Here is a 15,337-nt window from a genome sequence, read left to right on the forward strand (position 1 = left end):
GCCGCTTTTTCTTGATCCCTGTCAATAGGAGCCGACATGCGGACCGGTTACGGTCGGACCGATCTGAACCCCGGAGGACCCCATGAAACCGATCATTCCCGCCCTGTTGCTTGCCCTGTCCGGTCTGGCCACCGGCGCTGCCGCCGAATCCACCTTTGAAAAGGTCAAGGTGGATGCGGGCGCTCAACTGTTCGCCGCGGAATGCCGCAGGTGCCACGCGACCGACGCCGATCACGAAAGCTATGGTCCGCCGCTCGAAAACATCCTGGGCCGCGCCGCCGGAAGCTATCCCGACTACGAATATTCTATCGCGCTGGAAGCCTCCGGAATCGTCTGGACCCCTGCCGCCCTGCGCGCCTGGATGGAAGACAATGACGGCTTCATGCCCGGCACCAAGATGCGCCACGTCGGCATCGACGACCGCACCGTGCAGGATTTCATCCTCGCCTATCTCGCCAGCATCACGACGCGGGACGGCAGCAAGATCGCCGACTGACCGCGCCCGGCGGCCGCCCGCGGCGGCCGGGACCGTCTCCGCGTGGATTGCTCCCCGGACGGGGTGCCGGAACCGTGCGCGGCCATCCGGACCCGGTGCGCAAGCTCCGTTTCCCGGCCGGTCCCGGAACCGGCATGACCGCCCCCTCTGTGCGCCCCTACGACCTTTGTGCAATTTCGCCTGCGGCCTTTGCCTTTGATAATACCCGCAGCCGTAAACCCTGCCTTGCCGGGTGGTCCGGCTGAGATTTTGGACACCAACGGGAGGAAACCGATGAACCGGTTTATCATCGCGGCCGCTGCGGGCATATTCGCATCAGGCGTTGCGCAGGCTCAGGTCACCGAGGAAGATCTGAACAACGACCAGACGATCACCACGCAGGTCGTCACCAATGGAATGGGGCGTCACCTTCAGCGCTACAGCCCGCTGGACATCCTGAACAAGGACAACGTGCAGAACCTGGTTCCGGCCTGGGCCTTCTCGCTGGGCGGCGAAAAGCAGCGCGGCCAGGAAACCCAGCCGCTGGTCTATGACGGCATGATGTATATCACCGGATCCTACAGCCGGATGTATGCCATCGACCTGGAGACCGGCAAGGAAGTCTGGCAGTATGACGCGCGGCTTCCCGAAGGCATCCTGCCCTGCTGCGACGTGGTGAACCGCGGCGCGGCGATCTACGGGGACAAGATCTATTTCGGCACGCTGGACGCGGTCATCGTCGCGCTGGACCGAAAGACCGGCGACGTGGCCTGGCGCAAGAAGATCGCCGACTACAAGGCCGGGTATTCCTACACCGCCGCTCCGCTGATCGTGGACGGCCTGGTCATCACCGGCAACTCCGGCGGTGAATTCGGCATCGTCGGCGAAGTGCAGGCGCGCGACGCGGAAACCGGCGACCTGGTCTGGACCCGTCCGGTTATCGAAGGCCACATGGGCACGCTGAACGGCGAGGAAAGCACCATGACCGGCACCCTGAACGCGACCTGGCCCGGCGACATGTGGAAGACCGGCGGCGGCGCGACCTGGCTCGGCGGATCCTATGATTCCGACACTGACACGCTGGTCTTCGGAACCGGCAACCCGGCGCCCTGGAACAGCCACCTGCGCAATGCCGGCACCCCGACCGAAGGCAATGCGGGCGACAACCTCTATGCCGCCAGCCGCATCGGCATCGATCCCAAGACCGGCGAGATCAAGTGGCACTACCAGACCACCCCGCGCGAAGGCTGGGACTATGACGGCGTGAACGAGGTCGTCGCCTATACCGACCGTGACGGCAACAAGCGCTACGCCACCGCCGACCGCAACGGCTTCTTCTATGTCCTGAACCGCGAGGACGGCGCATTCGTGCGCGCCGCGCCCTTCGTCAAGGACATCACCTGGGCCAGCGGCATCGACGACACCGGACGCCCGATCTTCGTCGAGGAAAACCGCCCCGGCGATCCCTCTGCGGCGGCCGATGGCAAGAAGGGCGAGGTCGTGTTCTCGGCGCCGGGCTTCCTGGGCGGCAAGAACTGGATGCCGATGGCCTTCAGCCAGAAGACCGGCAACTTCTACGTGCCATCCAACGAATGGGGCATGGACATCTGGAACGAGCCGATCACCTACAAGAAGGGCGCGGCCTATCTCGGGTCCGGCTTCACCATCAAGCCGATGTATGAGGACCACATCGGCAGCCTGAAGGCGATGGACCCGGACACCGGCGAAATCAAGTGGGAATACAAGAACGAAGCCCCGCTCTGGGCCGGCGTCATGGCGACCGCGGGCGGGCTTGTGTTCACCGGAACGCCCGAAGGCCGCTTCATCGCCTTTGACGATGAGACTGGCGACGAACTGTGGTCCTTCCAGACCGGCTCCGGCATCGTCGGCCAGCCGATCACCTGGGAACAGGACGGCGAGCAGTATGTCTCGGTCATCTCGGGCTGGGGCGGCGCGGTTCCGCTCTGGGGCGGCGAAGTCGCCAAGAAGGTCAACTATCTGAACCAGGGCGGCATGCTCTGGACCTTCAAGCTGCCCAGGCAGATGGCCGCCAACTGACCGCGGCCCGATCCCGAAAACCGGCGCGCATCCCTCGGGGTGCGCGTTTTCGGTTCTACGACCTTTCGCCAAGTGTGCCTCCGGGTTCGTTTTGCTAGACTCAATGCAATCAACACGGTAGCCGGCACATGCGCATGTCCAACAGACAGTCCCAGTCCAACTCGTTTCGGTCGGCCCTGATCGTCGACGATCATCCCCTGTTCTGCGACGCCCTGTCGATGACCCTTCAGGCGGTCGCCGGGATTCGCGACATCAGCACCGCGGCGACCCTGCAGGACGGGCTGGACTGGATCCGCGACAACGACGCGCCCGATGTCATCGTGCTCGACCTGAACCTGCCCGACGTGAACGGTCTGGACGGGCTGATCCGGCTGCACAACGCCGTCGATACCCCCATCGTCATCGTCTCGTCGATGGCCGACAACCGGGTGATCAGCTCGGTGATCCACGCCGGCGCCGCGGGATTCGTCCCCAAGCACAGCCAGCGCGACGTGTTCCGCAACGCCTTCGACACATTGCGCGAAGGCCGGACCTTTGTGCCGCCCGGCTATGTCCTGCTGGAAAACAAGGACGCCAAGAACGGCGACGATGCGGTCAGCCGCCTGGCGTCGCTGACCAACCAGCAGGCGCGGATCCTGCAACTGATCTGCGAAGGCAAGCTGAACAAGCAGATCGCCTACGACCTGTCGATCGCCGAAACCACGGTCAAGGCGCATGTCACCGCGATCATGCGGAAACTCGGGGTGCAAAGCCGCACGCAGGCGGTCCTGATCGCCAAGGAAACCAGCTTCGGAAGCGTCTTGTCAGACCGCGCCTGACCTGCGTAGCATCGACACGGGGAAACATGGGAGGAGAAGCGATGGGCCGGTCCGATGGTCTGTCCGGCGCATTGTCACGCATGACGGGAATAGTGCGCTCGGCCTATGCCCTGCACGATGCGCCCGACCCCGTCCGCGATCTGGCCGATGCGCTCGATCCCTCCGACCTGGAAGTCGTGTTCCTGTTCGTGACCCCCCAGGCCGACGCCGCCGCCATCGCGGCCAGGGCCAAGCGCCTGTTCGCCCCCGCCACCGTCGTCGGCTGCACCACGGCCGGCGAAATTTCCGGCCGCGGCTATGCCGAAGGCGAGATCCTGGCCGTCGGCCTGCCCCGCAGCCATTTCATTGCACGCACCCTTGTGGTCGAGGATCTCGGCAGCTACGTGGCGCAGGATCTGATCGACACCATGATCCACAATCGCAACGACATGGCGCGCGGCAAACCGGATTGGAATTTCGAATTCACCTTCCTGATGATCGACGGCATGTCGGTCAAGGAAGACGTGTTCATGTCGGATCTCTCGATCGGCCTGGGGCCGGTGCCGCTGTTCGGCGGTTCCGCCGGTGACGGAACCGATTTCGGCAACACCTTCATCCTGAACGACGGCCGCACGCATCTCAACGCGGCGGTGCTGACCCAGATCCGCACCCGCTGTCCGATCAAGGTGTTCAAGACCGACCACCTGGTCCCCACGGACCAGCGCATGGTCGTCACCGGCGCGGACCCGGCCCGCCGGATCGTCTACGAGATCAATGCCGAACCCGCCGCGCTGGAATACGCCCGGCTGCTGGGCAAGGACCCGCAACAGCTCACCGCCTTCACCTTCGCGGCGCACCCAGTCGTGGTCAAGATCGACGGCCAGCACCACGTGCGCGCGATCCAGCAACTGACGGCGGACGGCAATCTCAATTTCTTTTCGGCGATCGATGTCGGCCTTGTCCTGACCCTCGCCGAACCGGAAGACATGGAAATCCATCTGGAACGGGAAATCGCGAAACTGTCGGAACAGCGGGAACCCGACACGATCATCGCCTGCGATTGCCTGCTGCGCCGGCTCGAAGCACAGGAGAAACAGAAGATCGGCGCCCTGTCCGACATTCTCGCGCGCAACCGGGTGGTCGGCTTTTCCACCTATGGCGAACAGCTCAACTCCATGCATGTGAACCAGACCTTGACGGGGGTCGCGATCTACCCGCCCGAGGACGGCTGACCGATGGCCGGATCGCTCGTGAACCCCGCGGATTCGCTGGAACGGCAGAACGAGAAACTGTCGATCATCGCGGCTGCGCTCATGGGGCGGGTGGAACAGAGCACCGATGCCGCCGGCGCCGCCTATACGCAGTTCCAGCGCGCCGCCGTGCTGGAACAAGAGGTCCGCGCCCGGACCCGAGACCTGGAACGCGCGCTGGACCTGCTGAACGAAAGCAACGCCCGCCTCGCCGCCGCCAATCAGGAAACCGAGGCAGCGCGCTCCAACCTCGCCAACGCGATCGAAACCGTGCAGGAAGGGTTCGCCCTGTTCAGCCCGGACGAGGAAATGGTGATGTGCAACAGCCGGTTCGGGATGCACATGCCCGACATCCGCGACCGCCTGGTGCCGGGACTCCGTTTCGCCGACTATGTCCAACTGGTCAGCCGCAGCAGCCACCTCGCCCTGCCCGACAGGGAAACGCCGCAGCAATGGGCCAGGCGCCGGATGGACCGGCACAAGGACACCAGCGTGATCTTCAATGTCCGCATGGACAGCGACCGTTGGGTGCAGGTCGGCGAGCACCGCACGCCGGACGGCGGCACCGTCATCCTGCAAACCGACATCACCGACATCATGCGGCTGGAACGGCAGGAACGGGAACGCATCCTCGACGACCAGGCGCTGCTGATCCGCGCCACCCTGGAACATCTGAAACAGGGAGTCTGCATCTTCGACCGGATGTGCCGCCTCGTGGGATGGAACCAGCGCGTCGGGGAATTGCTGTCGATCCCGGTCGGGCGGTTCAACATCGGCAACAGTTTCCGGACGATTTTCGACCGGTTCCGCAACGAATTCCGGTTCCTCGATGAAACGACGGCGGACCTGGTCGAAGACTGGGCGAACGGCGCGCTGCGCAGCGGGGCGCTGTCGTTTGAGGTCGAACACGTTTCAAAGCGCACGCTCGCGGTGTTCATGCAAGAAATGCCCGACAACGGCTTTGTCATCAGCTTCACCGACATCTCGGCGGAACGCGCCGCGATCCGGGCGATTTCCGAAGCCAACGAAACCCTGGAACGCCGGGTGATGGAACGCACGCTCGATCTCGAGGATGCCCTGTCCGAGGCCGAACGCGCCAATGCGTCGAAATCGCGCTTTGTCGCGGCGGCAAGCCATGACCTGTTGCAACCACTCTCCGCCGCCAAGCTCTACATCGCCTCGCTGGAAAGCGACATGCTGCCGCCCCAGCCGCGCGAGATCGTGTCAAAGGCGGCCAATGCGCTGCAAAGCGTCGAAAACATCCTCGCCGCGCTACTGGACATCTCGAAACTGGATTCCGGGCAGGCCAACGTCCTTGTCTCGACGGTGTCCGTGGACGTTCTGTTGTCGCAGCTCCGCGACGAACTGGGGCCGACGGCCAGCGCCAAGGGGCTGGACCTTCGGGTCCTGCGCACCGGGGCCGACGTGCTGAGCGACGCCACCTACCTGCGCCGGATCCTTCAGAACCTGATTTCCAACGCGATCCGCTATACCGACAGCGGCCGCGTCCTCGTCGGGGCGCGGCGGCGCAAGAACGCCATCCGGATCGAAGTCTGGGATACCGGACCCGGCATCGCCGAAGCCGAGCACGACAGGATCTTCGGCGAATTCCAGCGCCTGAACGCCACCGCCAGCGCCGCCGATGGCATGGGTCTGGGGCTGGCCATCGTGGACCGCGCCTGCGCCCTGCTCAACCATCCGTTGCACCTGGCTTCCGACGTCGGGCGGGGCACGGTGTTTTCCGTCGAAGTGCCGATCGCGCCGAGGGGTCCGGTCGGCAAGCCCGCCGGCGGGCCCAGCCGCGACCGCCCGCAGAACCGGCTGCAGCACATGATCGTGCTGCTGATCGAGAATGACGACGAACTGCGCAACGCCCTGACCCTCACGATGGAAAAATGGGGCGTGGATGTTCTGCCCTGCACCTGCCAGGACGAAGCGGAACGCCTGCTGGCCGACATCGATGTGGCCCCCGATGCCATCATCGCCGACTACCAGCTTGAACAGGGGCGGCTGGGGATCGACGCGATCTCGGCCGTCACCGCAGTCCATGGCGACATCCCGGCCTGCATCATCACCGCCAACCGCAGCACCGGTCTCGACCAGTTGTGCGACCGGCTCGGGCATCTGCTGATCCACAAGCCGATCGACCCCGCTGCCCTGCGCGGTTTCCTCGCCGCGTCGCTGCGCTGACCGCTAACCCGCGAGGCTTGGCAGGAACAGGACAATCCCCGGAAACGCCACCAGCATCGCGATGGTCAGCCCGTCGGCGATGAAGAACGGCGTTACGCCCTTGAACACATCCTGCACCGTCAGGTCGTCCCGCACCCCGGCCACGACAAAACAATTGAGTCCGATGGGCGGCGTGATCAGGCAGAACTCCGCCATCTTGACCACGAGGATGCCGAACCAGATCGCGCACATGGTGCCCGACATGCCAAAGGCGCTGTCGGCGGCGGCCACGTTTTCGCCCCCGTTGAGCGCCATGACCGCCGGATAGACCACCGGCAGGGTCAGCAGCAGCATTCCGATCGCGTCCATGAACATGCCCAGCACCGCATAGGCCAGAAGAATGCAGACCAGGATCAGCATCGGCGACATCTGAAGCGAGGTGATCCAGTCGGCAAAAGCCGCGGGAAGTTCGGCGAACCCGAGGAACCGCACGTAGATCAGGACCCCCCAGATGATGGTGAAGATCATCACCGTCAGTTTCGCGGTTTCCAGCAGCGCCGCCTTGAGTTCCGACCAGCGCATGCCGCGGTAGAGCGCCATGAGGAAGACGATGAAGGCCCCGACAGCGCCGCCTTCGGTCGGCGTGCCCCAGGCTTCGCCGAAAGGGTTGTAGACGAAGAAGATGATGATCACGACCACCGCCACGATGGGCAGCGCCGGCGGCAGGGCCGAAAAGCGCTGCCGCCACGTGAAACCGCCGACCGGCGGGCCGACGGATTTGAAGATCAGCGCGATCCCGATAATCAGTGCCGCATAGACGAGGGCCGAGAACATGCCGGGAATGAACCCGGCGAGCAGCAGCTTGCCGACATCCTGTTCCACGATGATCGCATAGATCACGAGAATCGCCGACGGCGGGATCAGCGACGCCAATGTCCCGCCCGCCGCCACCACCCCGGCGGCGAACTGCTTGTTGTAGCCGATCTTCAGCATCTCGGGGATCGCGATGCGGGCAAAGACCGCCGCCGTCGCGACAGAAGCCCCGGACACAGCGGCGAACCCCGCCGTCGCGAAAACCGTCGACACCGCCAGCCCGCCCGGCACCCAGGCGATCCAGCGCTTGGCGGCCTCGAACAGCGCCGTGGTCAGGTTGGCGTAATAGGCCATGTAGCCGATCATGATGAAGACCGGGATCAGGCTGAGCACCTGCGCGCTGACCTTGGAATGGGGCACCTGCCCCGCAGTCTTGATGCCGACGGTCAGCGCCCATCCCAAGTGCTCGGCCCCGAAATCGCGTTTCGCCCAGAACACCAGCACCAGCCCGACGAGACCGGCCAGCCCCGCCGCGAAGGCGACGCGCATCCCGGCCAGCACCAGGACCAGCAGCCCGGCGCTGACCCACAATCCGATTTCAATGGGTTCCATCAGTCGTGCCCCGCGAGACTGTCAGCTTCGATCCGGGCCTGTTCGGCGACCGAAAGGTTCAGCGGCACCGCCACCGGGTTTTCCAGCCCCAGGATCAGCGCCCGGCTGTAGCCCACCGCCTGAAGGATCAGGCGCAGCGCCAAAACCGCGAAGGCGAACGGCACGACCAGCTTGCTGGGCCATGTCGGCAATCCGATGTCGATGGAACTGTCGCGGCTGCACAGCGGGCGCGAGCAGTCGAAGGACCGGTCGAAATGTTCCCACGCCCCCCAGGTCAGGGCGGCGACCAGCACCAGGATCAGCAGCACCGAAACCAGTTCGAAAAACCACAGCACCCGTCCGTGCAGCGCCCCCACCAGCATGTCCATGCGGATATGGGTGCCATCGCGCTGGACATAGGAAATCCCCATGATCGCGATGATCGGCATCGCCGCCTCGATATAGTCGATATAGCCCAGCATCGGCGCGCCGAAGAACTTTCGCCCGATCACCGACCAGGCGGCCAGGAACATCAGGGAAAAGATCGCCAGACCGCTCAGCAACGCGCAGAACCGTTCGAGCGGCAGCAGCGCCCGGTCCAATCGGCTGAGCAGGCTGGAATCTTCCAGAACCGCTGCGGAACCCGCCATATGCCTATCCCCCTTTTATGACTCGGGGCCGCGCAACGGGCGCGGCCCCGACGTGTTCCTGCGCTCAGGCCGTGACGCCTGTCAGTTGGTCGCCTTGGTTTCGGTCAGGGTTGTCTCGACCAGGTCGTACAATTCCTGTCCCGGCAGGCCCTGCGCCTCGATATCGGCGATCCAGGCCTTGCTGATCGGGTCGGCGGCCTTTTCGCGGAAGGCCGCCAGTTCCGCGTCGCTGATCTCGATCTTGGCGACGCCCTTCTCTTCGAGCACGCTGTCCCACTTCTTGAGCAGTTCGCCGTAATTGGCGAGATAATGCGCGATCGCCTCGTCGACCGAACTGTCGAGCGCCTCGCGATGCGCGTCCGGAAGCGCCTCATAGGCGTCGATGTTCACGACGACCGGGCAGTTGACGGTGCCGGGGTTCAGGTTCGCCGTCCACCATGCGGCCTGGTTGATGGTGCCAAAGGACAGGTGCGCATGCTGCGCGAAAGCGACCGTATCCACGACACCGGATTCCATCGCCTGATAGGCTTCGCTGGATGTCACCGAGGTCGGCACCGCCCCGACCGCCGCGAAGGCTTCGCCCAGACCGCCGGTGGCGCGGACGCGCATGCCTTCGAATTCGGCCAGCTCGTCGCGCGGTTCGCCGGTGCCGACGATATTGTATTGCGGCATCGGGCTGGTCATCAGCAGCCTGGCGTTCCATTGCGCCATCTCGTCCTGAACCGCGGGATGGGCATAGACCGCATGGCTGACAGCGACTTCTTCCTTCAGGTTCGACACGCCCAGGAAGGGCAGTTCGAGAACCGTGATCAGCCGGTTCTTGTCCGGGTGGTATCCCGCGCAGAACTGCGCCATCTCGAATGCGCCGATGGAAATGCCGTCCAGGTTTTCCCGGTTCTTGGACAGCCCGCCATAGCTGACATTCATGGTGAACTCGCCATTGGTCTTCTCGCTCACCAGTTCGGCCAGTTTCTCGATATGCTCGGTGAAGGCGCGGCGCTTGCCCCAGACCGAAACGTTCCATTCCGTGGCCGACGCTTCCGCGACGAACGACAAAGCTACGGTGGCCGCGACGGCCCCGGTCAACATCTTGTTCATATGATACACTCCCTTGCTGCGGGCCATTGATCGCACCGCTTGTCAGGAAAACTAGCGCGGACGCACCGCGATGCCAAGCCCCCGATCCGGACGGCCCCGCCGCCGCGCGCCGACGACTCGCGCGCGGCGCCCGGCGAGTCGCCGGCATGTCCGGAACGGCGGGTTCAGACACCCTCCGGCCTCCCGATCCGAGAAACGAAACAATATGTCACACCGATGTCAGCCGCATGATGACGCCACGGCAGCTTCCATTGACACGACGCCGACCAACCCTATAGAAATTCCGTTAACAGGCAATGCCTTATGTCAGAACAAAAAAATGTTAACAGAGAAGCAGGATTTACAAAATCAGCTCTCCTGTCGAAAAAAATTTACAAGCAAATCGTTTCATTACGGTAAGTTATTCCATTATTTTCACGTCACGTTATTATCCAAACCGAGGAGCGTCGGGGGTTCGTTTCCCCGATGCCGGTCCGGTCCGGGCCGAAAGTACACAGTCAGAGGGAGGAGCCTTTCATGAGCACCACAGCACCATCGGACAAGACGGCGTCGGACGTCTATCCCCCATCGGCCGAGATGGTCGCCAATGCCCATATCGATGCCGCCACCTATGACGAGATGTATGCCGCGTCGATCAGCGATCCCGAAGCGTTCTGGGGCGAACACGGCAAGCGCATCGACTGGATCAAGCCCTATTCCATCGTCAAGAACACCAGTTTCGAACCCGGCAACGTGTCGATCAAGTGGTTCGAAGACGGCACCATGAACGTGTCGGCCAACTGCGTCGACCGCCACCTGGCCACCCGCGGCGACCAGACCGCCATCATCTTCGAACCGGACGATCCGAACGAAGCCGCCAAGCATATCACTTACAAGGAACTGCACGCAGCCGTCTGCAAGATGGCCAACATCCTCGAAGACCTGGGTGTGCGCAAGGGCGACCGCGTCGTTCTCTATCTCCCGATGATCCCGGAAGCGGCCTATGCCATGCTCGCCTGCGCCCGGATCGGCGCGATCCATTCCATCGTCTTCGCGGGGTTCTCGCCGGACGCATTGGGCGCGCGGATCAACGGCTCCGACGCCAAGGTCGTCATCACCGCGGATTACGCGCCGCGCGGCGGACGCCAGACACCGCTGAAATCCAACGCGGACGCGGCGCTGCTGCACTGCAAGGACAGCGTCAAGTGCCTGGTCGTCAAGCGCACCGGTGGCCAGACCACCTGGGTCGAAGGGCGCGATTTCGACTACAACGAACTGTCGCTGGAAGCGGACGATTATTCCAAGCCGGTCGAAATGAACGCCGAAGACCCGCTGTTCGTTCTCTATACTTCCGGCTCCACCGGCCAGCCCAAGGGCGTGGTGCATTGCTCGGCGGGCTATCTTGTCTTCGCCTCGATGACCCATGAATACGTGTTCGACTACAAGGACGGCGACATCTTCTGGTGCACCGCGGACGTGGGCTGGGTCACGGGCCACAGCTATATCGTCTATGGACCGCTGGCCAATGGCGCGACCACCGTGATGTTCGAAGGCGTGCCGACCTACCCGGACGCCAGCCGTTTCTGGCAGGTCTGCGAAAAGCACAAGGTGAACCAGTTCTACACCGCGCCGACCGCGCTGCGGGCGCTGATGGGCCAGGGCAACCAGTTCGTCGAGAAATGCGATCTCTCCTCCCTGCGCATCCTCGGGACGGTCGGCGAGCCGATCAACCCCGAAGCCTGGAACTGGTATAACGACGTCGTCGGCAAGGGAAGATGCCCGATCGTCGATACCTGGTGGCAGACCGAGACCGGCGGCCATCTGCTGACCCCCCTGCCCGGCGCCCACGCGCTGAAGCCCGGTTCGGCGATGAAGCCGTTCTTCGGCGTACAGACCGTCGTGCTCGACCCCCATACCGGCGAGGAAATCCACGACTATCCCTGCGAGGGCGTGCTTTGCCTCAAGGACAGCTGGCCGGGCCAGATGCGCACCGTCTGGGGCGATCATGAACGGTTCGAAAAGACCTATTTCGGCGACTACAAGGGCTATTACTTCGCCGGTGACGGCTGCAAGCGGGACGCCGACGGCGATTACTGGATCACCGGCCGCGTGGACGACGTGATCAACGTCTCGGGCCACCGCATGGGCACCGCCGAAGTGGAAAGCGCGCTCGTCGCCCATGCCAAGGTCGCCGAAGCCGCCGTGGTCGGATACCCGCACGACATCAAGGGCCAGGGCATCTACTGCTACGTGACCCTGATGAACGGCGTCGAACCGACCGACGATCTGGTCAAGGAACTGCGCACCTGGGTGCGCACGGAAATCGGCCCGATCGCATCGCCCGACGTCATCCAGTGGGCCCCCGGCCTGCCCAAGACCCGGTCCGGCAAGATCATGCGCCGCATCCTGCGCAAGATTGCCGAAAACGACTATGGCAGCCTCGGCGACACCTCGACCCTGGCCGATCCGTCGGTCGTGGACGACCTGATCGCCAACCGTGCGGGGTAACGGAGCCATGACAACGGAAACCCTGACGAAACCCGCCGTCCTGATCCTGCTGGGCCCTCCGGGGGCCGGCAAAGGCACCCAGGCCCGGATGCTGGAAGAGACATTCGGGCTGGTGCAGCTTTCCACCGGCGATCTCCTGCGCGCCGCCGTCGCGGCGGGCACCGAGGCCGGCAAGGCCGCCAAGGCGGTGATGGAAGCCGGCGAACTGGTCAGCGACGACATCGTCATCGCGATCCTGCGCGACCGCCTGGCGGAACCCGACTGCGCCCGGGGCGTGATCCTCGACGGCTTCCCCCGCACCACGGTGCAGGCCGAGGCGCTCGACACGCTGCTGGCCGAAAACGGCCAGGCCATCAACGCCGCCGTCAGCCTCGAGGTCGACGACGCCGCGATGGTCACACGCATCTCCGGCCGCTTCACCTGCGGCACCTGCGGCGAAGGCTATCACGACACGTTCAAGGCGCCCGCCGTCGCCGGAACCTGCGACAAATGCGGCGGCACCGACATGAAACGGCGGGCAGACGACAACGCGGAAACCGTCGCCAGCCGGCTGGTGGCCTATCACGAACAGACCGCGCCGCTGATTGCCTATTACAAGAAGAAGGGTGTCCTGAAGTCCATCGATGCGATGGGCGATATCGACGCGATCGCGGCGGAACTGGCTGCCGTCGTGTCAAAGGCGACAGCCTGACACGCTTGCAAGACCGGGCGCCGCCCTGACCCGCTGCGCCCATCATTTTGGAGGAAGAAGGAGGACCCGCCATGGCGGACCAATCTACTCATGCCGCGGCCACCGCCCAGTCGGACAAGGACTACTGGTCGGCGAACGTGCGCATCATTCTGATCAGCCTCGTCGTATGGGCGCTGGTCTCCTTCGGGTTCGGCATCCTGCTGCGCCCGATGCTGTCCGGCATCAGCGTCGGCGGCACCGATCTCGGCTTCTGGTTCGCCCAGCAAGGCTCGATCCTGGTGTTTCTGCTGCTGATCTTCAACTACGCCTGGCGGATGAACAAACTCGACGCGCAATACGGCGTCGAAGAGGAATAAGGGCGGAGAAACATGGATCAGTTTACCATCAACCTGATGTTCGTGGGCGCGAGTTTCGCGCTCTACATCGGCATCGCGATCTGGGCCCGCGCCGGGTCCACGTCGGAATTCTACGCCGCCGGGCGCGGCGTTCACCCGGTCACAAACGGCATGGCCACCGCGGCGGACTGGATGTCGGCCGCCTCCTTCATCTCGATGGCCGGCCTCATTGCCTTTACCGGCTATGACAACTCCACCTACCTGATGGGCTGGACCGGCGGCTACGTGCTGCTGGCGCTGCTGCTCGCGCCCTACCTGCGCAAGTTCGGCAAGTTCACCGTGTCGGAATTCATCGGCGACCGCTTCTATTCGCCGACGGCACGTCTGGTGGCCGTGATCTGCCTGATCATCGCCTCGACCACCTACGTGATCGGCCAGATGACCGGCGTCGGCGTGGCCTTCGGCCGGTTCCTGGAAATCTCCAACACCGCCGGCCTGCTGATCGGCGCCGTGATCGTCTTCGCCTACGCGGTGTTCGGCGGCATGAAGGGCGTGACCTACACCCAGGTCGCGCAATACTGCGTTCTGATCCTGGCCTACACGATCCCGGCCGTGTTCATTTCGCTGCAACTGACCGGCAACCCGATCCCGGCATTGGGGCTGTTTGGCGACTATGCCGCCACGGGCGAACCGCTGCTGGCGAAACTGGATGCCCTGGTGGCCGAACTCGGGTTCAATGAGTACACGGCGCACAACGGTGACACGTTCAACATGATGCTGTTCACGCTGTCGCTGATGATCGGCACCGCCGGTCTGCCGCACGTCATCATGCGCTTCTTCACCGTGCCGCGCGTGGCGGACGCCCGCTGGTCCGCCGGCTGGGCGCTGGTCTTCATCGCGCTGCTCTACCTGACGGCCCCGGCTGTGGGCGCGATGGCGCGCCTGAACATCACCGACATGTTCTGGCCCAATGGCACCGATGCAGAGGCGGTTTCGCTCGAACAGATCGACAGCGATCCGCGGTATAACTGGATGGAAACCTGGCAGAAAACTGGGCTTCTCGGCTGGGAAGACAAGAACGGCGACGGCAAGATCCAGTACTACAACGACAAGTCCGAAGCCATGCAGACAAAGGCGGCGGAAAACGGCTGGGCCGGCAACGAGCTGACCAACTTCAACCAGGACATCCTGGTTCTGGCCAACCCGGAAATCGCCAACCTGCCCGCCTGGGTCATCGGTCTGGTGGCTGCGGGCGGTCTGGCGGCGGCGCTGTCCACCGCGGCGGGTCTGCTGCTGGCGATTTCCTCCGCCGTGTCCCACGACCTGATCAAGGGCCGGTTCGCCCCGAACATCTCGGAAAAGGGCGAACTCCTGTCGGCGCGGATCGCCATGGCCATCGCCATCGTCGTGGCCACCTACCTGGGTCTCAACCCGCCGGGCTTCGCGGCCCAGACGGTGGCCCTGGCCTTCGGCTTGGCGGCGGCGTCGATCTTCCCGGCCCTGATGATGGGCATCTTCTCCAAGAAGGTGAACAATGCGGGCGCCGTGGCGGGCATGCTGGCCGGCCTGGTCGTCACGCTGGTCTACATCTTCCTGCACAAGGGCTGGTTCTTCATCCCTGACACCAACAGCTTCAGCGATGCCGATCCGCTGCTGGGCACGATCAAGTCGACCTCGTTCGGCGCGGTCGGCGCGGCCATTAACTTCGCCGTCGCCTATGTGGTGTCGGGCATGACCAAGCCGGTTCCGCAGGACATCGTCGAACTGGTGGAAAGCGTCCGCGTGCCGCGCGGCGCAGGCGCCGCGGCAGCGGACCACTGACCCCGTCGCGGGGGGGGGGGGCCCCCCCCCCCCCCCCCCCCCCGCCCCCCCCCCCCCCCCCCCCCGGCCGGGGGGGGGGCGGGGGGGGCGGGGGGGCGGGAG

Annotated in this window: 12 protein-coding genes; 9 read left to right on the plus strand and 3 right to left on the minus strand. The window is 64.3% G+C overall.

Features of this window, described 5'->3' with window-relative positions; translation table 11 throughout:
* Nucleotides 1-82: 82 nt before the first annotated feature.
* From QO034_RS02925 to QO034_RS02945, 5 genes are all read left to right on the plus strand, one after another.
* Nucleotides 83-496, plus strand: coding sequence for a c-type cytochrome (locus QO034_RS02925; RefSeq protein ID WP_284484003.1), 414 nt, complete (start codon nucleotides 83-85; stop codon nucleotides 494-496).
* 273 nt (nucleotides 497-769) lie between these two features.
* Nucleotides 770-2,533 (plus strand): PQQ-dependent methanol/ethanol family dehydrogenase, encoded by a 1,764-nt coding sequence (locus QO034_RS02930; protein WP_284484004.1) that lies wholly within the window; start codon nucleotides 770-772, stop codon nucleotides 2,531-2,533.
* A 128-nt stretch (nucleotides 2,534-2,661) separates the two neighbouring features.
* Nucleotides 2,662-3,351: a response regulator transcription factor gene (locus QO034_RS02935; RefSeq protein ID WP_407696713.1), complete on the plus strand. Its 690-nt coding sequence runs from the start codon at nucleotides 2,662-2,664 to the stop codon at nucleotides 3,349-3,351.
* A 41-nt stretch (nucleotides 3,352-3,392) separates the two neighbouring features.
* Nucleotides 3,393-4,562, plus strand: a complete 1,170-nt coding sequence (locus tag QO034_RS02940; protein ID WP_284484006.1) for an FIST N-terminal domain-containing protein — start codon at nucleotides 3,393-3,395, stop codon at nucleotides 4,560-4,562.
* Between the two features lie 3 nt (nucleotides 4,563-4,565).
* The gene (locus QO034_RS02945) at nucleotides 4,566-6,770 is read left to right on the plus strand and encodes a hybrid sensor histidine kinase/response regulator (RefSeq protein WP_284484007.1); all 2,205 of its coding nucleotides are present in this window, start codon (nucleotides 4,566-4,568) and stop codon (nucleotides 6,768-6,770) included.
* A gap of 3 nt (nucleotides 6,771-6,773) precedes the next feature.
* Here QO034_RS02945 and QO034_RS02950 read toward each other — a convergent pair whose 3' ends face one another.
* From QO034_RS02950 to QO034_RS02960, 3 genes are all read right to left on the minus strand, one after another.
* Nucleotides 6,774-8,174 (minus strand): TRAP transporter large permease, encoded by a 1,401-nt coding sequence (locus QO034_RS02950; RefSeq protein WP_284484008.1) that lies wholly within the window; start codon nucleotides 8,172-8,174, stop codon nucleotides 6,774-6,776.
* On the minus strand, nucleotides 8,174-8,803 hold the full coding sequence (locus tag QO034_RS02955) for a TRAP transporter small permease subunit (protein ID WP_284484009.1): 630 nt from the start codon (nucleotides 8,801-8,803) through the stop codon (nucleotides 8,174-8,176). Before QO034_RS02955 ends, QO034_RS02950 begins: the two co-directional genes overlap by 1 nt.
* Nucleotides 8,804-8,884: 81 nt before the next feature.
* Complete coding sequence (locus QO034_RS02960; protein ID WP_284484010.1) at nucleotides 8,885-9,901, minus strand: C4-dicarboxylate TRAP transporter substrate-binding protein; 1,017 nt, start codon at nucleotides 9,899-9,901, stop codon at nucleotides 8,885-8,887.
* Nucleotides 9,902-10,417: 516 nt separating this feature from the next.
* On the opposite strand from QO034_RS02960, the gene acs reads away from it, so the two are divergent.
* The 4 genes from acs to QO034_RS02980 all read left to right on the plus strand — a co-directional run bounded on the left by acs (nucleotide 10,418) and on the right by QO034_RS02980 (nucleotide 15,235).
* Nucleotides 10,418-12,388 (plus strand): acetate--CoA ligase, encoded by a 1,971-nt coding sequence (acs, locus tag QO034_RS02965; protein ID WP_284484011.1) that lies wholly within the window; start codon nucleotides 10,418-10,420, stop codon nucleotides 12,386-12,388.
* Between the two features lie 7 nt (nucleotides 12,389-12,395).
* Nucleotides 12,396-13,079 carry an adenylate kinase gene (locus QO034_RS02970; protein ID WP_284484012.1) on the plus strand — a complete coding sequence of 228 codons (684 nt, stop codon included), beginning with the start codon at nucleotides 12,396-12,398 and terminating at the stop codon, nucleotides 13,077-13,079.
* Nucleotides 13,080-13,150: 71 nt separating this feature from the next.
* Entirely contained in the window at nucleotides 13,151-13,435 is a 285-nt protein-coding gene (locus tag QO034_RS02975) for a DUF4212 domain-containing protein (protein WP_284484013.1), read from the plus strand.
* Between the two features lie 12 nt (nucleotides 13,436-13,447).
* Complete coding sequence (locus QO034_RS02980; protein WP_284484014.1) at nucleotides 13,448-15,235, plus strand: sodium:solute symporter family protein; 1,788 nt, start codon at nucleotides 13,448-13,450, stop codon at nucleotides 15,233-15,235.
* The last annotated feature ends 102 nt before the right edge of the window (nucleotides 15,236-15,337 follow it).

It is taken from the genome of Sedimentitalea xiamensis, assembly GCF_030164465.1.
Taxonomy (GTDB): domain Bacteria; phylum Pseudomonadota; class Alphaproteobacteria; order Rhodobacterales; family Rhodobacteraceae; genus Sedimentitalea; species Sedimentitalea xiamensis.